The sequence below is a fragment of the Nocardioides agariphilus genome (assembly GCF_015352445.1).
Taxonomy (GTDB): Bacteria; Actinomycetota; Actinomycetes; order Propionibacteriales; family Nocardioidaceae; genus Nocardioides; species Nocardioides agariphilus.
Map to the genome: position 1 here is coordinate 70051 of NZ_JADKPO010000013.1, position 21111 is coordinate 91161.

Annotated in this window: 25 protein-coding genes; 10 read left to right on the plus strand and 15 right to left on the minus strand. The window is 70.4% G+C overall.

The window, feature by feature from the left end:
* Positions 1-21 precede the first annotated feature (21 nt).
* Together ISU10_RS11345 and ISU10_RS11350 are read left to right on the plus strand one after the other, a co-directional pair.
* A complete protein-coding gene (locus ISU10_RS11345; RefSeq protein ID WP_194696516.1) occupies positions 22-990 on the plus strand; it encodes a hypothetical protein in 969 nt (322 codons plus the stop codon).
* A gap of 95 nt (positions 991-1085) precedes the next feature.
* A complete protein-coding gene (locus tag ISU10_RS11350; RefSeq protein ID WP_194696517.1) occupies positions 1086-1727 on the plus strand; it encodes a chaplin in 642 nt (213 codons plus the stop codon).
* Between the two features lie 28 nt (positions 1728-1755).
* On the opposite strand, the gene ISU10_RS11355 is transcribed toward ISU10_RS11350, so the two are convergent.
* Both ISU10_RS11355 and ISU10_RS11360 read right to left on the minus strand, forming a co-directional pair.
* A complete protein-coding gene (locus ISU10_RS11355; protein WP_194696518.1) occupies positions 1756-3096 on the minus strand; it encodes an ABC1 kinase family protein in 1341 nt (446 codons plus the stop codon).
* Positions 3093-3959 carry a cobalamin-binding protein gene (locus ISU10_RS11360; RefSeq protein WP_194696519.1) on the minus strand — a complete coding sequence of 289 codons (867 nt, stop codon included), beginning with the start codon at positions 3957-3959 and terminating at the stop codon, positions 3093-3095. The genes ISU10_RS11355 and ISU10_RS11360 overlap by 4 nt, the downstream gene beginning before the upstream one ends.
* 18 nt (positions 3960-3977) lie before the next feature.
* Here ISU10_RS11360 and ISU10_RS11365 point away from each other — a divergent pair, with 18 nt between their 5' ends.
* Together ISU10_RS11365 and ISU10_RS11370 are read left to right on the plus strand one after the other, a co-directional pair.
* Complete coding sequence (locus tag ISU10_RS11365; RefSeq protein WP_194696520.1) at positions 3978-4757, plus strand: TSUP family transporter; 780 nt, start codon at positions 3978-3980, stop codon at positions 4755-4757.
* 16 nt (positions 4758-4773) lie between these two features.
* Positions 4774-5301: a DinB family protein gene (locus ISU10_RS11370; RefSeq protein ID WP_370865182.1), complete on the plus strand. Its 528-nt coding sequence runs from the start codon at positions 4774-4776 to the stop codon at positions 5299-5301.
* A 71-nt stretch (positions 5302-5372) separates the two neighbouring features.
* On the opposite strand, the gene ISU10_RS11375 is transcribed toward ISU10_RS11370, so the two are convergent.
* The 3 genes from ISU10_RS11375 to msrA are packed head-to-tail and all read right to left on the minus strand — an operon-like array spanning position 5373 to position 7457.
* Complete coding sequence (locus ISU10_RS11375; RefSeq protein ID WP_194696521.1) at positions 5373-6356, minus strand: methyltransferase; 984 nt, start codon at positions 6354-6356, stop codon at positions 5373-5375.
* Positions 6357-6400: 44 nt separating this feature from the next.
* Positions 6401-6751, minus strand: a complete 351-nt coding sequence (locus tag ISU10_RS11380; RefSeq protein WP_194696522.1) for a cupin domain-containing protein — start codon at positions 6749-6751, stop codon at positions 6401-6403.
* Between the two features lie 49 nt (positions 6752-6800).
* Complete coding sequence (msrA, locus tag ISU10_RS11385; protein WP_194696523.1) at positions 6801-7457, minus strand: peptide-methionine (S)-S-oxide reductase MsrA; 657 nt, start codon at positions 7455-7457, stop codon at positions 6801-6803.
* A gap of 99 nt (positions 7458-7556) precedes the next feature.
* Here msrA and ISU10_RS11390 point away from each other — a divergent pair, with 99 nt between their 5' ends.
* From ISU10_RS11390 to ilvA, 4 genes are read left to right on the plus strand one after another with little or no spacing between them, the layout of a single operon-like run.
* Positions 7557-8720: a cystathionine gamma-synthase gene (locus tag ISU10_RS11390; protein WP_194696524.1), complete on the plus strand. Its 1164-nt coding sequence runs from the start codon at positions 7557-7559 to the stop codon at positions 8718-8720.
* Between the two features lie 7 nt (positions 8721-8727).
* Positions 8728-10119: a glutamate mutase L gene (locus tag ISU10_RS11395; protein WP_194696525.1), complete on the plus strand. Its 1392-nt coding sequence runs from the start codon at positions 8728-8730 to the stop codon at positions 10117-10119.
* A 34-nt stretch (positions 10120-10153) separates the two neighbouring features.
* The gene (locus ISU10_RS11400; RefSeq protein WP_370865185.1) at positions 10154-11599 is read left to right on the plus strand and encodes an AI-2E family transporter; all 1446 of its coding nucleotides are present in this window, start codon (positions 10154-10156) and stop codon (positions 11597-11599) included.
* Complete coding sequence (ilvA, locus tag ISU10_RS11405; RefSeq protein ID WP_194696526.1) at positions 11596-12816, plus strand: threonine ammonia-lyase; 1221 nt, start codon at positions 11596-11598, stop codon at positions 12814-12816. Before ISU10_RS11400 ends, ilvA begins: the two co-directional genes overlap by 4 nt.
* Positions 12817-12983: 167 nt before the next feature.
* Here the strand turns inward: ilvA and greA are convergent, their stop codons facing one another.
* Entirely contained in the window at positions 12984-13490 is a 507-nt protein-coding gene (gene greA, locus ISU10_RS11410; RefSeq protein ID WP_194696527.1) for a transcription elongation factor GreA, read from the minus strand.
* A gap of 215 nt (positions 13491-13705) precedes the next feature.
* Positions 13706-14119: a DUF4307 domain-containing protein gene (locus ISU10_RS11415; RefSeq protein WP_194696528.1), complete on the minus strand. Its 414-nt coding sequence runs from the start codon at positions 14117-14119 to the stop codon at positions 13706-13708.
* 52 nt (positions 14120-14171) lie between these two features.
* Between ISU10_RS11415 and mca the strand changes: the two genes are divergently transcribed.
* Both mca and ISU10_RS11425 read left to right on the plus strand, forming a co-directional pair.
* Positions 14172-15023 carry a mycothiol conjugate amidase Mca gene (mca, locus tag ISU10_RS11420; protein ID WP_194696575.1) on the plus strand — a complete coding sequence of 284 codons (852 nt, stop codon included), beginning with the start codon at positions 14172-14174 and terminating at the stop codon, positions 15021-15023.
* A 28-nt stretch (positions 15024-15051) separates the two neighbouring features.
* Positions 15052-15351, plus strand: a complete 300-nt coding sequence (locus ISU10_RS11425) for a hypothetical protein (RefSeq protein WP_194696529.1) — start codon at positions 15052-15054, stop codon at positions 15349-15351.
* On the opposite strand, the gene ISU10_RS11430 is transcribed toward ISU10_RS11425, so the two are convergent.
* From ISU10_RS11430 to ISU10_RS24115, 8 genes are all read right to left on the minus strand, one after another.
* Positions 15317-15970, minus strand: coding sequence for a vWA domain-containing protein (locus ISU10_RS11430; protein WP_194696530.1), 654 nt, complete (start codon positions 15968-15970; stop codon positions 15317-15319). The genes ISU10_RS11425 and ISU10_RS11430 overlap by 35 nt on opposite strands.
* A gap of 18 nt (positions 15971-15988) precedes the next feature.
* Positions 15989-16396, minus strand: a complete 408-nt coding sequence (locus ISU10_RS11435) for a hypothetical protein (RefSeq protein WP_194696531.1) — start codon at positions 16394-16396, stop codon at positions 15989-15991.
* Positions 16397-16523: 127 nt separating this feature from the next.
* Positions 16524-17129, minus strand: coding sequence for a class I SAM-dependent methyltransferase (locus ISU10_RS11440; protein WP_194696532.1), 606 nt, complete (start codon positions 17127-17129; stop codon positions 16524-16526).
* Positions 17130-17134: 5 nt separating this feature from the next.
* On the minus strand, positions 17135-17908 hold the full coding sequence (locus tag ISU10_RS11445) for an FAD:protein FMN transferase (protein ID WP_370865189.1): 774 nt from the start codon (positions 17906-17908) through the stop codon (positions 17135-17137).
* On the minus strand, positions 17905-18408 hold the full coding sequence (locus ISU10_RS11450; protein WP_194696533.1) for an FMN-binding protein: 504 nt from the start codon (positions 18406-18408) through the stop codon (positions 17905-17907). Before ISU10_RS11450 ends, ISU10_RS11445 begins: the two co-directional genes overlap by 4 nt.
* A 7-nt stretch (positions 18409-18415) precedes the next feature.
* Positions 18416-19768: a ferredoxin reductase family protein gene (locus ISU10_RS11455; protein ID WP_194696534.1), complete on the minus strand. Its 1353-nt coding sequence runs from the start codon at positions 19766-19768 to the stop codon at positions 18416-18418.
* Positions 19765-20199 carry a hypothetical protein gene (locus tag ISU10_RS11460; protein ID WP_194696535.1) on the minus strand — a complete coding sequence of 145 codons (435 nt, stop codon included), beginning with the start codon at positions 20197-20199 and terminating at the stop codon, positions 19765-19767. The genes ISU10_RS11455 and ISU10_RS11460 overlap by 4 nt, the downstream gene beginning before the upstream one ends.
* A gap of 73 nt (positions 20200-20272) precedes the next feature.
* Positions 20273-21085 carry a siderophore-interacting protein gene (locus ISU10_RS24115; protein WP_370865192.1) on the minus strand — a complete coding sequence of 271 codons (813 nt, stop codon included), beginning with the start codon at positions 21083-21085 and terminating at the stop codon, positions 20273-20275.
* Positions 21086-21111: the final 26 nt, after the last annotated feature.

Genomic DNA, 21111 nt, shown 5'->3' on the forward strand with positions numbered 1-21111 from the left:
CCAGCCACCGATTCTATTGACGTGACCCCACGCTCTCTGCTCGTGCTCGCTGCCGTCGCCGCGCTGGCGTTCGTCGGCGGCGCCGCGACCGGCTGGTCCGGTGCCGAGACGCAGCCCCAGTCGTCGTCCTCGCGCCCGGCTCCCGAATGGCTGTACGTGCTCGACGCCGGGGCCGGCTCGGCCGACGCGACCACGTTGACCCTCGAGCAGACCGACGACTCGGTCGACGCGTTCACCGACCGCCCCGAGCGCGAGGCGAAGCAGGTGGCTCTGCGGACCCTGGTGTCGGGGTGGGACGAGGTGGGTTTCGGTGACGACCCGCCCAACGCGTCGTTGACGTTCCAGGACGAGTCGGGCGAGCAGGTCCGCACGATCGAGATCGCCGAGCCTCGGCTGGAGGGCGACACCCTCACGTTCCGCTACCGGTTGCTCTCGGGGGATGGCGCGCGCGCCACCGCGACGTTGCCCGTGAGCTTCGGTGCGCTGACGCTGGTCGTCGACGACTCCCCGGGCCCGCCGCAACGCGGTGGCGGCGCCGTTCTCGGTGACACCGCCGGGACCGGCCCCAGCGACGCGACCCTCGTCGTGGTCTCCAGGGACGCGTGGGTCACGGCCACGGCCGGCATGAGCTGCGCGGAGGACGGCAGCTCGAAGGTCTGCGACCGGGTCGAGCAGGACGCGGACGGCCAGCAGGCAACCTGGACCGCCTATCTCACCATCCAAGCCGTCGGCCAGACGGACATCGACGTGACGATCCAGGACCTCGACGATCTCTCCGGCCAGGGCTGGTCCTTCGAGGCCGAGGGCGTCGTGGACAACCTGTTCGTCCGGCTGCAGGTGACGGGCCTGCCGGCTTCGGTCTCGACGTACGGCATCGACCTCGAGGGCTCGCTCGGCAGGGCCAGTGTGGGGTACGACTCGCGTTTCGAGAAGGTGGCCGGCCCGACGTACGACCCGTCCGGGCAGAACCTCAGCGTCAGGCAGTACTGACCGTGCGCAGGTGACTCGGCCCGAAGCCCAGACGGATCGGGTCGAGTGTCGTGATGCAGACAGAAGGTCCCCGCCGGTGTCGATTGACTCATCCCATGCACAAGTTCTTCGCCGCCACGCTCGCCGCAGCTGTCATCACCGGGATCACGATCTCCGGGGTCTCCCTCTCCAGCGCGGAGGCCGAGGACCCGTCCGTCGGCTCTCCGGGCGTCCTGTCCGGGAACCAGGTGTCGGTTCCCGGCGTCGGGTCGCCGGGCACCGGGTCCGGCAACGTCGTGGGCGGGCTCGGTCTCGTCGCGACCGCCAGCGAAGCGACGCACCTGACGCTCACGGGGGTGACCGCCGCCCAGCTCGCCGACTTCAAGCACGAGTCCTTCCCCACCACGGCCGGCCCGTGGACCTACCACGACGAGGTACGCCGGGCGTTCGACACGCAGCAGCAGACCTACTGGGCGTACTTCGAGCTGCCGAACGGCATCACGGCCCACGACCTCAGCGCCACGATGAGCGTCGACACCTACCAGAGCTCGGTGTCCGAGTCGGTGTCGGCCAGCGACCTCGGTCCCTACGTGATGCTCCGGTGGACCGGTGTCCCCGACGACGTGACCGTCTACGGCCTGGACTTCCGCCTGGTGGCCGACGGCTACGAGATCAGCGACACCCTCGACATCGACCTCTACGACCGCGGCTCGTACCGGATCGAGAGTCGCGACACGCAGTACTCCTCGACCCCGTGATGCGCACCCAGAGGCTCTGAGTCGAGGCTCAGCCGGCGGCCGGAGCGAACCCCGGCAGCGACTCCTCGAGGATCGCCTTGAACGGCGCCTCGGCCTCGAGCTGGCTGAGCAGACCGATGCCGCCGAGCCAGGTGCGATGGATGAGCAGGTAGCTCGGCGGCAGGTTGATCTTGGTGGCGATCGTGTAGGACGGCGAACGGGGGTTCTTGATCCGCATGAACTGCTCGGACATCCACTCACGGGTGAACCGGAACCGCTCGACGCGAGTCGGCTCGACGAAGGGGTTGAGGTAGTCGAAGACCGCCTGCGGCTCGATCCGGATGTTGTCCTTGACGAACCCCTCGCGGCGCAGGCCCTCGAGCAGCGCGTCGGGGTCCTCGTCGACGGCGAGCCTCATCAGCCGACCCATCGCGGCGGGCAGCGACCGCTCGGGCAGCCGGGCCACGGCACCGAAGTCGAGGACGCCGAGCCGACCCGGACTCCCGTCGGGGGCCGGGAGCACCCGGAAGTTCCCCGGATGGGGATCGGCGTGCAGCATCCCGGTCCGCGCGGGGCCCGCGAACAGAAAGCGCACCAGTCGCTCCCCGTAGTGGTCGCGCTCTTCCCGGGTGCCGTCGGCGACGACCGACGCAAGCGATGCGGGTGACTCCATCCACTCGCTGACCAGCACGCGCTCGCCGGCGGCGACCACGTCGGGTACGAAGATCTCCGGATCGCCGCGGAAGGCATCGGCGAACGCCTGCTGCGCCTCTGCCTCCAGCAGGTAGTTGAGCTCGTCGGCGGCCCGGGCCTGGAGCTCCGCCACGAGCGGCTTGATGTCGATGCCGGGGAAGACGGGCGCTACTCCCTTGGCCACCCGGGCGAGCTGGCGCAGGTCGCCGAGCAACGCGTCGCCGGCGCCAGGGTACTGCACCTTGATCGCGACCTCGCGGCCGTCGTGCCATCGCCCGCGGTGCACCTGGCCGATGGATGCCGCGGCCGCGGCCGTCTCGTCCATCTCGACCAGCTGGTCGCGCCAGTCGGCGCCGAGGGCGTCCTCGATCTCCTCGTAGGCCATCGCCGCGGGCATCGCCGGTGCGGAGTCCTGCAGGGCGGTGAGATGGGCGCGGTAGGGCGCGATCAGCTCCTCGGGCAGGGCGGCCTCGAGCACCGAGAGGGCCTGCCCGAACTTCATCGCGCCGCCCTTGAGCTCGCCGAGGGTGCGGAAGAGCTGCTCGGCCGTGCGCTGTTGAACGTCGGTGAGCACGGATTCGGCCGACTTGCCGCCCAGCCGCTTGCCGAGCCCGAGCGCCTGGCGGCCGGCGTACCCGAGCGGCAGCGCCGCGAGCCGTGCGGTCCGCACGGCGGCCTTGCGCGGGAGCTCGGTCACGCCCTCATTGTCCCCGACCCGTGCAACAGGTTGGAAAGCTCCTCGATCCCGTCGACCAGACGGGTGCCGGGTCGAGCCCAGGAGGCGTTGGCGTCGACGGCATGCACGAGTACGCCGGTGGGCAGCGCGCCGCTGGCCACGAGCTCGTCGGCGAGCACCTGGCTGCCCTCGCGGTCGTAGCCGCAGGGCGCGACGATGACGACGTCGGGTCGGGCGGCGTGGACGTCGTCCCACGTGACGCGACGTGACTTCTCACCTGGTGTGGCGAGGAGGGGAACGCCCCCGGCGATCTCGATCATCTCGGGGATCCAATGGCCCGGGGCGAAGGGCGGGTCGGTCCATTCGAGGAACATCACTCGCGGCTGCTGGGTGCGCCAGGCCGACCGTGCCCAGATCGCGGCCAACCGCCTGCGCTGGTAGGACACCAGGTCGGCGGCCTCCTCCTCGTGGCCGGTGGCCTTGCCCACCATCTCGATCGACGCGAAGACCTCGTCGAGCGTGTGGGGGTCGATGGTCAGCACCTCGGCCGTGCAACCCAGGTGGGCCAAGGCGTCGTCGACGACGGAGACGTCGACCGCGCACACCGCGCACAGGTCCTGTGTGACGACCAGGTCGGCATCGAGTCCGGCGAGGGCACCCTCGTCGAGGTGGTAGAGGTCCTCGCCACGAGCCATCGCGCTCGCGACGAAGGTGTCGATCTCGGCGGGCGTGAGTCCCGGCGGCATCGCGCTGGTCGAGACGACACGACGGCTGCGTGCCTCCTCGGGGTAGTCGCACTCGAAGGTCACGCCGACCACGTCGTCGCCCGCCCCGATGGCGAAGAGGATCTCCGTGGTCGACGGGAGGAGGGACACGATGCGCACGCCCCTATCCTCGCCCACGTGGACGACCCGACGTACACCGTGCTCGCGCTGCTGGCGCTGGCGGCGCTGGCGGCAGGGTTCGTGGACGCGGTCGTGGGTGGTGGCGGCCTGATCCAGCTGCCGGCACTGCTCATCGGGTTGCCACACGCCGCTCCGGTCCAGCTGCTGGCCACCAACAAGCTGGCCTCGATCTGCGGCACAACCGTGAGCAGCGCGACGTACTACCGCCGGGTCAGGCCCGATCCCAAGACCTTCCTCCCGCTGATGCTGTTCGCCTTCCTCGGGTCGGCAGTCGGTGCCGTCGTCGCCAGCCACGTGCCGAGGTCGGCGTTCGACCCGATCGTCTTGGTGGCGCTGGTGGTCGTCGGGGCCTACGTCGTGCTCAAGCCCGAGCTCGGCGAGGTCACCGAGCTGAGGTTCGCCGGCGGGCACCACACGGTGGCGGCCGTGCTCACCGGGTTGGCCGTGGGCTTCTACGACGGCGCGCTCGGGCCGGGTACGGGGAGCTTCTTCGTGTTCAGCCTGGTGGGGCTGCTCGGCTACTCGTTCCTCGAGGCCTCGGCCAAGGCGCGGCTGGCCAACTGGGCCACGAACCTCGCCGCCCTGTGCGTGTTCGTGCCGCAAGGGGCAGTGCTCTGGAAGACCGGCCTGGTGCTCGGTGCCTGCAACCTGGTCGGCGGCTACCTCGGTGCGCGTACGGCGGTCTCGCGAGGCGCGAGGTTCGTGCGGGTCTTCTTCATCGTCGTGGTCTCCGGCTTCATCGTGCGGATCGGCGGTGAGGTACTCGGGGTGTGGTGAGAAGTAGCGTGCGGGCGTGAGCGACTTCGCCCGGACCGACCCACCCGCGGCCGCTGACGAGGCCACGATGCTGCGGTCGTTCCTCGACTACTACCGCGCCACGATCCTGCGCCAGACCGAGGGACTGACGGCCGAGCAGCTCGCGACGCCGCTGCCACCGGCCACCATGACGCTCGGCGGGATCCTCAAGCACCTGTCCTGGGTCGAGAACTGGTGGTGGGTGCAGGTGCTCCAGGACGGGCCCGAGCTGGACTGGGTGGGGGACGGCTTCGCCGACGATCCGGACTGGGAGTGGCACTCCGCGAAGGACGACGACTGGCAGCTGCTCGTCTCGCGCTACCAGGCCTCCATCGCCGTCGCTGACGAGGCGCTCGATCGCGTGCTCGCCTCGCCTGAAGGCCTCGACACGTTGGCCAGGCGGGCCCGCCACGGTCGGCATGCAAGCGTGCGCTGGATCCTGGTGCACCTGATCGAGGAGTACGCCCGCCACGCGGGCCACGCCGACCTGATCCGTGAGGCAGTCGACGGGGCCACCGACCTCTGAGCCTGCGCCGGGTCCCACGACTGGTCTGGGTTCTGGCGGCGATGATGTGGGGACACCGTCATGAGCTGGAGTCAGGACGGCATGGCCTCGATGATCGTCTGCACCTCGGTGGGCACCGCTCTCGTCAGGCGCCAACCGGCCTGCTGCAGCAGGTCGGCGTACTCGTCGAGGGTGCGTTCGCGGCCACCGACCAAGCTCAGCATCCAGAGGTCGATGTCGCTCGCCTCGAACTCGTCCGCGTCGTCGGGGACGACGAACTCGAAGAGCAACAGCGTCGCGTCCTGCGGCGCCGCGGCGCGGACCGCACGCAGGATCGCCAGGGCTTCGTCGTCCGCCCAGTCGTGGATGATGTTCGACAGCAGGTAGCAGTCGGCCGCGGGGAGCTGATCGGTGAAGAAGCTCCCGGGCTGCACGGTGATCCTGTCGTGTGGTGGCAGGTCCTTCACCACTTGAGCGCGGTCGACGAGGATCCCCCGCGCTGCAGGCACGGCATCGAGAACGGCGCGGAGCAGGTGGCCCCTGCCCCCGCCGACGTCGGCCACCACGCCGAAGCGCGAGAAGTCGTAGTGGGGGATGGTGCGGGCGATCCGCCGCACGGTCATGGCGGTCATGCCCTCGTCGTACACGTGCGACTCGTCGGGATGCGTGTCGAGATATCCGAAGAAGCCAGCGGGGTCGTGGAAGGTCGCGCCGGGTCGGCCGGTCCTGACGGTGTCCTCCAGCGACTCGAGTGACTGCCAGATGATCGGCAGGCCCAGCATCCGCGTCAGGGGCAGGAGGCCCGAGGGGCTGTCGGACCGCAGGACCTCCGAAGCGTCGTTGTTGCGGACACCTGCCTCCTCGAAGGCGAAGACTCCCAACGACGCCAGGTGCCGCAGTATCCGCCCGAGCGCTGTCGGGTCGACTCCGAGAGTCTTCGCGACCTCGGCGACCGGCCGTGGATCGTCGGAGAGTACGTCGGCGATGCCGAGGTTCGCGGCTACATGCACACAGCGCGAGTTGAGGTACGACTCAGCGAGCTCCCCGATGAGCGCGTCGGGCGAGACATCGGCCACGAGGGCAGCATGCTCCTGGCTCCGCCGTTGCGAAACCCCCGGCGTTACGAGGCTGCCTCGGGGCCGATGCCGGACGTCGACGTGGCTGCGCCGCCGGCGCCCTCCTTGAGCTCCACGAAGATGACGTGCGTCGCCGTCTCACCGATGTTCTCGCCGTGGTGCTCCTGCGCCGGTAGCCAGTTGGTCGTCCCCGCCTCGAGCTCGACCTCGCGCTGGTCGTCACCCCACACCAGGCGGCGCCGGAAGGACGACAACGTGTACATCACGCTGTCGGGGTGCCGGTGCGGCGTGGTGATGTCGCCGGGCTGGTCGGTGTACTCCAGCACCCGCACCCGCTCGTTCTCGAAGACGACCTTGTAGTGCTCGGGATTGCTGGTAACCGGGTCCTGGCTCATGCGGCCAGCATGCCGGGGTCGGGTCAGTGAGGGAACCACCGCGAGAACATCAGGCCGGGAACGGAACCCCCGTCGTCGCGTGGCACCTGTACCCGTTGGGGTTCTTGAACAGGTACTGCTGGTGGTAGTCCTCGGCGTAGTAGTACGTCGCGGGGTCGGCGTCGTCGACGAGCTTGATCTCGGTGGTGATCGGGTCGAGGCCGCGGCGGGCGAGCTCCTCGCCGTACTCCTTGGTCAGGTCGCGGGCGACCTGCTCCTGCTCGGGGGTCGTGGCGTAGATCGCCGAGCGGTACTGCGTGCCCACGTCGTTGCCCTGGCGCATGCCCTGGGTCGGGTCGTGGACCTCGAAGAAGCGCTTGACCAGCTCGGCGTACGTCACCACGGACGGGTCGAAGACGACGCGCACGGCCTCGGTGTGGCCGGTGCGTCCCGAGCACACCTCCTCGTAGGAGGGGTTCGGGGTGTAGCCACCGGCGTAGCCGACCGACGTCGACCAGACGCCCGGCTTCTGCCAGTAGAGCTCCTCGGCCCCCCAGAAGCAGCCGAGGCCGAAGATCGCGACCTCGAAGCCGTCGGGGATCTCGGTGGTGACCAGGGGCGCGTCGAGGACGAGGTGCTGGGAAGAGAGGTGGAACGGCCGCTCCGGTCGGCCGGCCAGGGCCTCCTCGGGGGCGGGGAGCGTGGACTTGGAACGGGTGAACAACATCGGGCCTCCTTGGCTTTCACCCTCCCCAACCACCGTGGCCGCCCAGACGTTCCACCTGCAGATGACAGAACTCTTACGCCGGCTCGATAGCGTGCTGGGGTGAGTGATCAGCAGCATCGCACCAAGGGCGGCTTCGAGACCCGCGCCATCCACGCCGGCTACGAGCCCGACGCGGCGACGGGGTCGGTGATCCCGCCGATCTACGCGACCTCGACCTACAAGCAAGACGGCGTGGGCGGGCTGCGCGGCGGTTACGAGTACAGCCGCTCGGGCAACCCGACGCGCACCGCCCTCGAGGGCAACATCGCCGCGTTGGAGGAGGGCGAGCGCGGGTTCGCGTTCGCGAGCGGGCTCGCGGCCGAGGACACCGTCATCCGAGCGCTGTGCAACCCCGGTGACCACGTGCTGCTCCCGGACGACGCGTACGGCGGGACGTTCCGGCTCTTCGACAAGGTCGCTACCCGATGGGGTCTGGTCCACGACCCCGCTCCGGCGAGTGATCTCGATGCCGTGCGCGCCACGATCCGACCGGGGCAGACCCGCCTGGTGTGGGTCGAGACGCCCACCAACCCCCTGCTCAACATCGGCGACATCGAGGCCATCGCCTCGATCGCCCACGACGCCGGCGCGCTGCTGGTGGTCGACAACACCTTTGCGACGCCCTACCTCCAGACACCGCTGACACTCGGGGCCGATGTCGTGGTGCACTCCACCACCAAGTACGCCGGCGGTCACTCCGACGTCGTCGGCGGCGCAGTCGTGGTCAAGGACCTCGACCTCGCCGAGCAGATCGCCTTCCACCACAACGCCATGGGCGCCGTTGCCGGGCCGTTCGACTCGTGGCTGGTGCTGCGCGGCCTCAAGACCCTCGGGGTGCGCATGGACCGGCACTGCGACAACGCCGAGAAGGTCGTGGAGTTCCTGGCCGGTCACGAGGCCGTCTCTCACGTCTACTACCCGGGCCTGCCCGACCACCCCGGCCACGAGGTCGCGGCCCGGCAGATGAAGCGGTTCGGCGGCATCGTGAGCTTCCGGGTGACCGGCGGCGAGCAGCACGCCGTGGACGTGTGCGGCCGCGCCGAGGTGTTCACGCTGGGTGAGTCGCTCGGTGGCGTCGAGAGCCTGATCGAGCACCCCGGGCGGATGACCCACGCCTCGGTCGCGGGCACCGAGCTCGAGGTACCCGCCGACCTGGTCCGGCTCAGCGTCGGCATCGAGACCATCGACGACCTGCTGGTGGACCTCGACCGTGCCCTCGGCTGATGATCGGTTGGTTGAGGAGGGCGCGCTAGCGCCCGTCTCGAAACCTGGTGGGCACCAAGACGTCGCCGTCTGCGTCGACTTCGGCTCCACGTTCACCAAGGCCGCGCTCGTCGACCTGACCGAAGGCCGCATCGTCGCGCAGGCCGCTCATCCGACCACGATCGAGACCGACGTGCTCGACGCGTACGACGCCTGCCTGGCCCAGCTCGTCGCCGCCGACCCGCGAGCCGCCAGTGCCGACGTACTCGCCTGCTCGTCGGCTGGAGGGGGCCTGCGGATCGCCGTGGTCGGCAACGAGGAGCTGGTCACGGCCGAGGCCGGACGTCGGGTCGCCCTCTCCAGCGGCGGTCGCGTCGTCGAAGTCATCGCCGCTGCGGGTCGTGCGCCTGACAGTGCGCTGTACCGCACTCTCAACCACACGACCCGGCCGGACGTGGTGCTGCTGACAGGCGGCACCGACGGAGGCAACACCCAGGTCGTCGTCGATGCCGCCAAGGGCATCGTGGCCGGGGGGTGGACCGGCCCCGTCGTGTACGCCGGAAACGTCGACGCGCGCGCCGAGGTCACCGCCGCCTTGGGGAGCACGCCCTACGTCGTCGCCGACAACGTCGTGCCCCGCATCGGTGTGCTGAGCCCCGAGTCGGCCAGGCTGGCGATCCGCGAGATGTTCTTGTCCCACGTGATCGGCGGCAAGCACCTCAGCAAGAGGGCCGACTTCACGGCGATGGTCACCGGTGCCACTCCGGACATCGTCCTCACGGGTGTCGAGGTCCTCGCCCAGATCGCCGGCGACGTCGTGGTCGTAGACGTCGGCGGCGCGACGACCGACGTCCACTCGGTGGTCCAGCTCGACCCCGAGGAGGCCACGCTCTCGCGCGAGGTGGTGGCGACCACGCCCGTCACGCGCACCGTCGAGGGCGATCTCGGCATGCGCTGGTCGGCCACGTCCACGGTCGCCGCGGCCGAGCTGGGCGACCTCGTTGCGGCGGCCGAGGTCCGGCACGCCGACCCCGGGTTCCTGCCACGTACCGACGCCGAGTACGCCGAGGACGAGGCCATCGCACGTGCCGCGGTCGGCCTCGCACTGCGCCGCCACGCCGGTCGCAGCCAGGTGGTGGTCGGACCCGACGGCCGGGTGGTCGAGCGCACCGGCAAGGACCTGCGCGAGGTCGACCTGCTCGTCGGTTCTGGGGGCGTACTGCGGCACGGACGCGACGGCGTCGAGCAGCGCGTCTTCGAAGACAGCATCGGCGAAGTCGCCGGCGGGTGGCAGCTGCCGGTGCGGCCCCGGTTCGTCGTCGACCGTGACTACGTGCTCGCCGCGGCCGGGCTGCTGGTCGAGCGCTACCCCGACGCCGCCGAGCGCCTCGTGCGACGTCTGGCCGATTCATCGGGGTGAGCCGCCCCTCCCTCAGTGCCCTAGCCTGTCCCGCGTGGGCAACGGTGCTGACGAGTCGCGGTCAACGGTGTCCGACGACCCCGGCACCGAGCGGCTGACAGGGCGCCTGGCCCATCAGTGGCAGCAGCTGTCCACGCTGCGCGGCGCACGACGTACGACGTACGAGCCCGAGCCGGTGGCGGGCGGCAGCTCCAACTTCTCGCGGGCCCACGTGCCGTGGGGCGTGGACCTCGCGGCCGCGTGGGCCTGGCGGTTCCTGGTGATAGCGGCCGCCGGATACATCATCGCCTCGGTGATCGGCCACCTGCTCGTGATCGTCCTGCCCGTCGTGATCGCCTTGTTCATCGCCGCCCTCGTCGAGCCGCTCGTCAGCTGGCTCGAGCGCCGCGGCCTGCCGCGCGGGGCAGCGACGGGGCTGGTCGTGGTCACCGGGATCGCGTCGGTCGTCGGTCTGCTCTTCTTGGCCGGCAACCAGGTGGCCAACGGGGCCCAGGACCTCGCCGACTCCGTGTCCGAGGGCTTCGCCCAGATCGTCGACTGGCTCAAGACCGGGCCCTTGCACGTCAGCGACAAGGAGCTCAACGACTACCTCGACCGGGCCCAGGAAGCCCTGAGCAACTTCGCCCAGGAGGGCAACTACCTCTCCCGCGTCGGCGAGATCGGCACGGTCGTCGGACACCTCCTGGCCGGGTTCTTCATCGTGCTGTTCTCCAGCTACTTCTTCCTCGCCGACGGCCAGCGCATCTGGTCGTGGTTCGTGCGCCTGTCGCCGAGGGCGAGCCGGGTGCTGGTCGACGGATCGGGCAAGGTCGCGTGGGTCTCGCTGACCCAGTTCGTGCGGGCCACCGTGATCGTTGCTGCCACCGACGCCGTGGGGATCATGATCGTCGCGGCGGTGCTGGGCGTCCCGTTCGTGATGGCGATCGGTGTGCTGGTCTTCCTCGGTGCGTTCGTGCCGATGGTCGGCGCCACCGTCGCCGGCACCGTCGCCATCCTGGTCGCGCTGGTCGACCAAGGCCCGATCACGGCGCTGTTCATGCTGGGTGGGGTGATCTTGGTCCAGCAGATCGAGGGCCACGTGCTGCAGCCGTTCCTGATGGGCAGGTTCGTCTCGGTGCATCCCCTCGGCGTGATCATCGCGATCGGAGTGGGCGTCATCGTGGCCGGCGTGCCGGGCGCGTTGATGGCCGTGCCGCTGGCCGCGACCGTCAACGCCGTGGCCCAGCACCTGGCCGCCAACACCAGACCGGGCGACGATCCCGAGGTGGAGCTCGAGGAGGACTACCGTGCCGACGGTGAGAGTCCGTCCGAGGTGGCCACACCTGACGAGGCGCCCGCCGAGCCCGAGGACCGCGACCCGTCCTACGGCAACCGTCGCGGCACCGATCCTGCAGACCCCGCCCCGGGGCTCCCCCCAGAAGTCCCTCCAGAAGTCCCCCCAGAAGTTCCCCCAGAGTCTCCCGAAGGAGGCAGCGCGTGACGACGTCAAGATCCGGGGCTGTGACCCTCGCCGACATCGAGACCGCTCGCGACGTACTCGAGGGCATCACCGTGGTGACGCCCATGGAAGGCTCGCGCTGGCTCTCGACGCTGGCCGGCGGCGACGTCCACCTGAAGCTGGAGAACCTCCAGCGCACCGGCTCGTTCAAGACCCGCGGCGCCTACGTGCGGATCTCACGCCTCTCCGAGGCCGAGCGCGCCAACGGCGTCGTGGCGGCCTCGGCCGGCAACCACGCCCAGGGCGTGGCCCTGTCGGCGACGCTGCTGGGCATCAAGTCCACGGTCTTCATGCCCGAGGGGGCGCCCCTGCCCAAGGTCAGGGCGACCGAGGCGTACGGCGCCGACATCCGGTTCCACGGCCAGTACCTCGACCAGGCCCTCGTCGCCGCCCGGGCGTTCGCCGAGGAGACCGGCGCGGTCCTGATCCACCCGTTCGACCACCCCGACATCGTGATCGGCCAAGGCACGTGCGGTCTGGAGATCGTCGAGCAGGTGCCCGACGTCAAGACCGTCATCGTGCCCACGGGGGGCGGTGGGCTGCTGGCCGGCATCGCCATCGCAGCGAAGTCGCGCAAGCCCGACGTGCGCGTGGTCGGGGTCCAGGCGGCTGGCGCCGCGGCGTACCCGAAGTCGCTCGCCGACGGCAGGCCCGTGGCCCTCGAGTCGATGCGCACCATCGCCGACGGGATCGCCGTCGGCTGCCCCGGGCAGGTCACCTTCGACGCCGTGCAGGAGTACGTCGACGACATCGTCACCGTCTCCGAGGACTCGCTCTCGCGGGCCCTGCTCTCGATCGCCGAGCGCGCCAAGCAGGTCGTGGAGCCGGCCGGGGCAGCAGCGGTCGCGGCGATGCTGGACGACCCGAGGCGCTTCGAGACCCCGGCCGTCGTCGTCCTCAGCGGCGGCAACATCGACCCGCTCCTGCTGGGCAAGGTGATCCGCCAGGGCATGGCCGCCGCCGGAAGGTACCTCGGCCTGCGCGTGCACATCCCCGACCTGCCCGGCGGTCTGGCGACGATGCTCACCGAGCTCGCCGGCACAGGTGCCAATGTCATCGAGGTCATGCACGAGCGCATCTCGCCAGCCCTGCACCTCGACGAGGTGGAGGTGCAGCTCCAGCTCGAGACCCGCGGCCCCAAGCACTCCGACCTGGTGATCCGCCGGCTACGCGAGTGCGGTTACGAGGTCTTCAGCTGAAGCCCGGTGGTTGAGGAGGTTGCGCGGCAGCGAGTGCGGTGACGAGGTCTTCAGCTGAAGCCCGGTGGTTGAGGAGGTTGCGCAGCAACCGTCTCGAAACCCGGTGATCGTCGAGCAGACCTGTTCTCGTCAGGTGATGTCGAGACAGGCGCCAGGGGACGCCTTCCTCAACCAGCGACGAACGGCTTGGCCTCGACGACCTGGACCTTCAGCTCCTTGCCGTTGGGCGCGGTGTAGCTGACCTGGTCGCCGACCTTGGCGCCGAGGATGGCCGAGCCGAGCGGCGACTCGGGGGAGAAGACGTCGATGGTGCCGTCGTCGAGGGCCTTGTTGCCGAGCAGGAACGTCGAGGTCTCAGCGTCATCGGGGTCGCCGACGAACTTGTAGGTGACCTTCATGCCCGGCTCGACGATGCCGTCGTCCTTGGGGGTCTCGCCCACCTCGGCGCGACGAAGCATGTCCTCGAGCTGGCGGATGCGGGCCTCGACCTTGCCCTGCTCGTCCTTGGCGGCGTGGTAGCCGCCGTTCTCCTTGAGGTCGCCCTCGTCGCGGGCGGCGCTGATGCGCTCGATGATCTCCTGGCGCACCGGGCCGCTCAGGTTCTCCAGCTCGGCCTGGAGCTTGTCGTAGGCCTCCTGGGTGAGCCAGATCTTGTCCTGGACGGGCTGCGTCATGGGTATCAGCTTTCTAGTGATGCGTGAGTACGGCAGTCGTGTCGCTCGTTGGTGTCGGTACGGCCTCGACGACTCATGAGGATCAGCACCGGCGGCTGCTCAACCGGTTGGTCGTGGGAGTCACGGGGCCATGTCGGGGCAAGCCACGGGAATGTTCGGAAATGCCAGGCTAGCAAAAGGCGGCCGGAAAGACCCGCTCACGTGAACTTCGGGGGTCAGCGCGGACGCTTCTGACCGGGGGTGGTGCAGCCGACAGACTCGACGGAGGTCGCCCTGCGATCGGTGCGTACGGCGACCTCGTTGCGGCCCTCCTGCGGTGCGAAGGATGCCTCGCCGACGACCGTGTGGTCCTCGGCGAAGGCCTGCACCCGGCAGGTCGCGATGACGCCGTCGCCGCGGATCACCACCTCGACGGTCGCGGTCACCGAGTGGTCGTCCACGATGTCCCAGCCGACCAGGTCGGAGCTGACGTCGGGCGCCGAGTGGAAGATCGTCGTCCAGGACAGCCACGCCAACCCGAGAATGCCGACGAGTCCCGAGGCAACCACGACCGCCGTACGACGCCATGGTTCGGGCCGCCCGTAGCGGTCGCCCACCTCGGCCGAGCGGTCGTCTGGGGCGTCGGTCACGGTGCCTAGACTCCCATCCGTGACGAACGCCGCTCCCAACGGACTCCGCCTGATGCATGTGCACGCCCATCCCGACGACGAGTCGAGCAAGGGCGCGGCGACCACGGCCAAGTACGTCGCCGAGGGCGTCGACGTCCATGTCGTCACCTGCACCGGTGGTGAGCGCGGCTCGATCCTCAACCCCAAGATGGACCGCCCCGACATCGCGGCCAACATCGCCGAGGTGCGCCGACAGGAGATGGAGCGGGCTCGCGACATCCTCGGCATCACCCAGGACTGGCTGGGTTTCGTCGACTCCGGCTGGCCCGAGGGCGACCCGCCGCCGCCGCTGCCCGAGGGCTGCTTCGCGCTGGTGCCGCTCGAGGAGTCGACGGAGCGGCTCGTGCGGCTGATGCGGTCGTTCAAGCCTCACGTCGTGACGACCTACGACGAGCGCGGCGGCTACCCCCACCCCGACCACGTCCGCTGCCACGAGGTCTCGGTCGCGGCGTTCGAGGCGGCCGGTGATCCCGAGCGGTTTCCCGACGCGGGCGAGCCGTGGCAGCCGCTCAAGCTCTACTACTCCCACAACTGGAACCGCCCCAAGATGATGGCGATCCACCAGGCGATGCTCGACCACGGCCTCGAGTCGCCCTACACCGAGCGTCTCGACGACTGGAAGCCCGACCCCGAGTGGGACGCGCGCGTGACCACGCGCGTCCCCTGCGCGGAGTACTTCGGGGTGCGCGACCAGGCGTTGCTCGCCCACGCCACCCAGATCGATCCAGACGGCCCGTGGTTCGTGGTGCCGCGCGAGATCGCCCAGACCGTGTGGGGCACCGAGGACTACGAGCTGGTCACGACTCACGTCGAGACCTCCCTCCCTGAGGACGACCTCTTCGCCGGGATCACCCCGGATCGCTGAGACCGTCCTCGTGGGGGATGATGGTCACATGCTCGTGCCGTTCCTCTGGCTGGTCGCCGACAACCCCGACCCCGTGCCCGAGGCCGACGACGTCACCGCCGGATGGATCGCCGCCCTCGTCTTCGTCTTCTTGATCGTGGCCGTCGTGTTCTTGGCGCGCAGCCTGGTCAAGCAATTGCGCAAGGCCCAGGCCGCGCGCGAGGCCGGGGTCTACGGCGACGAGCCGACGGATCCGCCTTCTGGTCCGCCTTCTGGTCCGTCTTCGGGCCCATCTTCGGGCCCATCTTCCGGGGCTACTCCGAAGACTCCCGGCGCTGCTTCGCGGTGAACTCCGAGGCTGCTGCCGCGGCGGGCGCCGGCATGCCGGCTGCCCTGGCCTCGCGGTAGGCCGTGACGTTGGCGGCGGTCGCCGCCATGGCCTGCTTGACCTTGCCGCGCGCGTAGGTCACCGAGTGCCCGGCGCCCACCCCGATGCTCATCCCGACCTCGACGGCGTCCTGGTCGGCACCGAGGTAGAGGAACTGCCAGGAGTAGTCGTTGGTCTGCCGCTCGATGAGCTGCTTGAGCTGAGTGTGGGTCCACTCGCGACTCGCGTTCTCCAGGCCGTCGGTCATGATCCCGACGATGACCGTGCCGGGCCGCTGGTCCTCGGGCAGAGCGGCCAGCCGCTTGCCGGCGTCGGTGATGATCCGGGCCACGGAGTCGAGCAGGGCGGTGGTGCCGCGAGGCTGCAGGACCAGGGACGGTACGTCGGCGATCGGGCGGTCGGCGTACACCTCCTCGTAGGCGTCGTCGAACTGCGCCAGCGTCACCTTGCACTCGCCGGCTGTCTTGCGCTGTTCGGCGATGAAGGCGTCGAAGCCGCCGACCGTGTCCTCCACGATCGTGTTCATCGAGCCCGAGCGGTCGAGGAGGAAGTAGAGGTGGGTCAGGTTGGGATTGGTCATGGCGGTCTCCTTGGGTGCCTAGTTGTTGGGGCGTCTGGGTCGAAAGCGCATCGGGGCGGGCGGCGCCGCCCCCGGTGGCAGAGGCTGGTGGCGGCCCTGCTCGACGTCGTACCTGGCCCGCTCGACCCCGGCAGCCGTCACGCGGCCGTCTTCGGACTGGTAGGCCGCCAGCGTGCGTGTGCGCGCCAGTCGAGGCCCGACCGCGTTCTCGCTGAGCCCCGCCATCGCCCCCGCTCCCCGCAGTGTCTCGCCGTCGACGACCACCGCCGCCATCGCCTCGTCGATGGCGGCCGTGATCAGCTCCTGCGCCTCGCGTAGTCGGGGAAGCGCCGTCCCCGGGTCGTCGGGGTCGACCGCCGACAGCGCGTGCCGGGCGTGCTCGACCGCCGACTCGATCGGGTTCGACGAAGCGTCTGCGTCATTCACAGTTACGAGGGTACCGCAGTAACTGCGGTGACTCAAGATGTGCGTTTTCGGGATAGTCCGGTACGAACCGAACCCTGAAGCGACGCAGAGAGGGTTCCCTTCGTACCGGACTATCCCGAGGAGGGGGTCAGTCGCGCTCGAGGACGATGAGGCAGTCGTACGCCGTGGCGTCGCCGACGGGGCGGGGGACGCGGCCGGCGTGGAGGACGTCGTACGGCTCGCCCGTGAGGTCGGTGAGGATGTCGTCGGCGGTCATCAAGACGGTCGGGTCCTGGGGGCCGCCGACCCCGTCGGTGAGGTTGGTCGAGTCGTGCGCGACCCAGACGAGCCGGCCGCCGGGCTGGAGGGCGGCGAAGGCCCGGACGGCGGCGGCACGGCGCTCGGACTCCGCGAGCTGCAGGTAGGCCACGACCACGAGGTCGAACTCCGGGGGCCAGTCGGTCGTCGTGGCGTCGGCGACGATCCAGGCGATGCGGTCCGCGACGCCTGCTGGCTGTGACACGCCCTGCGCGAGGCGGCGTCCCTTGTCCAAGCCGACTGCGGAGAAGTCGGCGGCCGTCACGCTCCAGCCGAGCGAGGCGAGCCAGATCGCGTTGCGGCCCTCGCCGGCGGCGAGGTCGAGCGCTCGGCCGGGAGCGAGATCGGAGCACTGCTCGGCGACGAAGCGGTTGGGCTCGGCCGACCAGACGAGCCCGGACTCGGCGTACCTCTGGTCCCAGCCAGCTGCGTCCATGCCGGTCAGGCTACGGGGACTGCGAACGTCTCGGCCCGGCCGTCGACCCACTGCAGGTACGCCGTCCGGCCGGGCCGCGTGGCCAGCCAGGCGGGGGCTTCGGCGTCGAGAGCCAGCGCAGCGGTCGCGTCGATGTCGGCCCAGGTCAGGTCGGGGCCGATCACGGTGACCGAGGCCAGCGTCGAGGGCGCCAGCCCGGTGCGCGCGTCGACGACGTGGGCGCCGCGGTGGGCCAGCCCCGAGGTGGCGAGCGCTCCGGAGCGCAGCGGTACGACGGCTCTGACCCGTCGCGGGTCGGTGGCGTGCTCGATCCCGATGCGCCAGTCGGGCCGGTCGTGCGCCGCGACGTGGACGACCATGTCGCCGCCCGCGGAGAGGCAGAAGTCGGTGTCATCGAGGGCGCGCAGGTGCCGGGCCGCGCGCGCCACGGCCCAACCCTTCACCACGCCACTGGGGTCGAGGACACCGTCGCGCACCACGTCGAAGGCTCCACCTGACTCCAGCCGGGCCCGCTCGCCGAGGTCGAGGACCTCGCGTACGTCGTGCGGGGCGTCCGCCGTGTCGGCCTCGCCGCGTCCGAGGCGGCTCACCCAGGACTCCGCGCGATACGTGCTGAACACGCGGTCGACCTCGCGCAGCTCCTCCACCACAGCGCGCCACGCGTCGTCGGCCGCGGGCCCGCCGGCGTGCCGACCCCGCAGGGCCAGGCTGACCGGAAGCCCCATGACCTGCTCGACGCGACGGCGTACGTCGGCCGCCTCTCCTGACGTGATGGTCACAGGCCCGCCTGGTCGAGGGCGCTCTGCAGCGACTGCAGGTACCCGGTGCTGGTCACGGTCGCTCCGCTGACCATGTCGATCTGGGCGCTCTGCGCGTCGATGGTCTCCTGCACCAGCACGGGCAGGGCGTAGGAGTTGATCTCCTGGTCGCGTCCGTTGCCGTTGGGGTACTGCACGACGGACACGTTGGTGAGCTGGTCGCCGCTCACGGTCAGCTCGACCTGCACCGGTCCCCACTCGGTCTGCGCCACCTCGCCGGTGACCGTTGAGGAGCCCGAGGAGCCGGAGCCAGAGGAGCCCGAGGAGCCCGAGGACCCGGAACGCGAGGACCCCGAGCCCGAAGAGCCCGTGGCAGCAGACGGGGACCCGGTGTTGCCGCTCGAGCTGATGGCGGGCGGGTTCTGGGTGGCGGCGAGCGTGCTGCTGGTCGAGGTGTGGTAGCCGAACATCAGCACCACCACCGTGATCGTGGACAGCAGCCAGGCCGTGATGCGGCTCATCTCTGTCTCACCACGCGAAGATCTCGACGTGCAACTGGTCGACGGGAAGGCCGGCCTGCAGCAGTGCGGCGGTCAGGGCATCGGTCCACGCCGGCGGGCCGCAGACGTAGACATCGCGCTGGGGCAGGTCGGGCAACCACGCACGAAGGACCTCGGAGTCACTGGCACCGCCCACCGGTGTGTCGGCGCCCAGCCACGATCCGTCGTACCTGCGGCGTCCGGGCAGGTCGACGACCTGCAGGCCCCGCTCGGCGGCCAGGGTCCGGAGCTCGTGGCCGAAGAGCGGCTCGTCGGTGTAGCGCTGGAAGAGGACGGCATCGCCCGGCGCGTACGGCGCTCCCTCGGCGAGTGCCCGCATCGGGGTGATGCCGACGCCGGCGCCGAAGTACGCCACGAGCTGACGCGTGCGCGCTCGGTCGGTGAGTCGACCGAACGGTCCCTCGACCAGGGCGCGGGTGCCAGGGGTCAGCGACGCGATCGAGGAGCTGCCGTCGCCGGCGTCCGCGACCGTGATCCGCAGGGAGCTGCCGTCGGGCGCGGCCGACAGCGAGTAGGGGTTGGCCCGGGTCCAGCCTGGTCGGCCGAGGAAGCGCCACCCCAGGAACTGGCCGGCCTCGGCCCGCAGCCGGTCCATCTTCCGTCCTGTCAGGTACACCGACCACACGCCCTCGCCCTCGGGCACCACGCTGGTGACCCTCAGGTCGTGCCGCAGGTTGAGCCACAGTGGCCGGCCGACGCGGAAGACGAGGACGGCCGCCGCGGCGAGGCCCCATGCCGTCCACCAGAACACCGTGCGGCCGGGTGATGACGTGAAGTCCCTCCCGGTCCACAGCTGGTGCGGCAGGGCGAGTCCGACGCCGAGGTAGGCGTAGAGGTGCAGCAGGTGCCACGACTCGTAGCGCAGCTCGCGCCGCGCGGCCTTGATGCTGGTCGCGACGACCATGCACAACGCGACCGTTCCTCCGACGGCGAGCAGCATGCCCGGGTAGTCGACGACGAGCTGCCACAGCGTGCTGGGTACGGCGGACACCTGGCCGACGGCGTACCCCCAGGTGATCAGCACGACGTGGGCGAGCATCAGGTTGAACGATGTGAAGCCCACCAGGCGATGCACGTGCGCGAGGCGGTCCTGGCCGAAGGCGCGCTCGAGCAACGGCACTCGCGCCATCAGCAGCACCTGGGCCAGCAGCAGTACGGAGGCCACTAGTCCCGTGAGCCGGCCCAGCGACTCCAGCCCGCTCGCCCAACCTCCGAGCTCCTGGATGCCCCCGCCGGCGGTCCACCAGTAGGTGACCAGCAGCACGGAGAGCCACAGCGTGCTGGCGGAGAGGGTCCGCACCAGCCTGTCGATTCCGGTCATGAGTTCGAGGTCGAGCCCTCGGTAGTGCCGTCATCGGGAAGCTGCTGTCCCTGGTCGCCGTCGCCGTCGTCGTCGCGGTCACCGAAGCCGTCCGGAGGCTGACCCAGCTGACCGGGGAACGCGCCCTGCGGGCCGTTGTGCTGGGGTCCCAGGGGGCCGCCGTCGGGGAAGTTGCCCTGGAGGTTGCCGGGTCCGAACCGGCCCATGCCGTCGCGGTCGGTGTCAGCGGTGGCGTGGCCGAGCGCGAACCCTCCACCTCCGGCGACCAGCGCGATGCCGACCGCTCCACCGGCCAGGGCCAGCTTGCCGCGGTGACGAGGCTGAGGTGCGGGAGCGTACGCCGGCGCGGGTGCGGTCGGGTGCGCCACCGGCGGGGGTGTCGGCTGCTCCCACCTCGAACCACTCGTGGGCTGGGTGTCGTCGTCGCTCATGGAAGAAGACTGCGGGCCCGGGCTGAGCGCTGATGTGGCGGAACCTGTGAACCACCTGTGGGTCGGTCCTCGATCAGGCGACGTCGGCTTCCATGGCCGCGACGAACTCACCCTTGACCCGGCGCCATGCCTCGTCGCTCATCGAGCGACGCCAGTAGGGCGAGCAGCTCATGTCGCGTCGGGTCAGCCCGCGCTCGGTGAGCAGGTGCCGGCGGATGAGGCGGATCTCCTGGGCCTCGCCATGGACGAAGGCGTGGACCCGTCCTGCCGGGAAGTCGAGCGCGACGACCGAGTCGGCGAGGAGAGCGCCGTCCTTGTCGACGTCGCCGCCTCGGTGCAGCCACTGCAGATCCAGGTTGCCGGGCGAGGACAGCGGCACCTCGTGGTCGGGACCGTCGCACACGAGCCGGACCACGACCGTGGCCCCACTCGCCATCGACTCGAGCGAGGCGGCGATGGCGGGGAGCGCGGACTCGTCGCCCACCATCAGGTGCCAGTCGGCCTCGGGGTCGGGGTGGTAGCCGGAGCCCGGGCCCTGGAACACCAGTACGTCGCCGGGCGCGACGTTCGCCGCCCACGGCCCGGCGACTCCGGAGTCGCCGTGCACGACGAAGTCGAGAGTGATGGTGCGGTGCGTCGCGTCCCAGGACCGCACCGTGTAGCGGCGGCGGACCGGCCACAGCTCCTGCGGGTAGGTCTCGCGCACGTCGGCCGGATCGAACACCGGACCGTAGGGCGCCTCCGCCGGCGGGATCGCCACGTTGACGTAGGCGTCGGTCTCCTCTGGCATCACGAAGCCATCGAGTCCTGGACCGCCGAGCACCACCCGCACGAGGGCGGGCGTGAGCTGTTCGCGGGACTGCACGATGCCATGGAAGACTGCCACGAAGTAAGGCTACCCTTACCGACTCT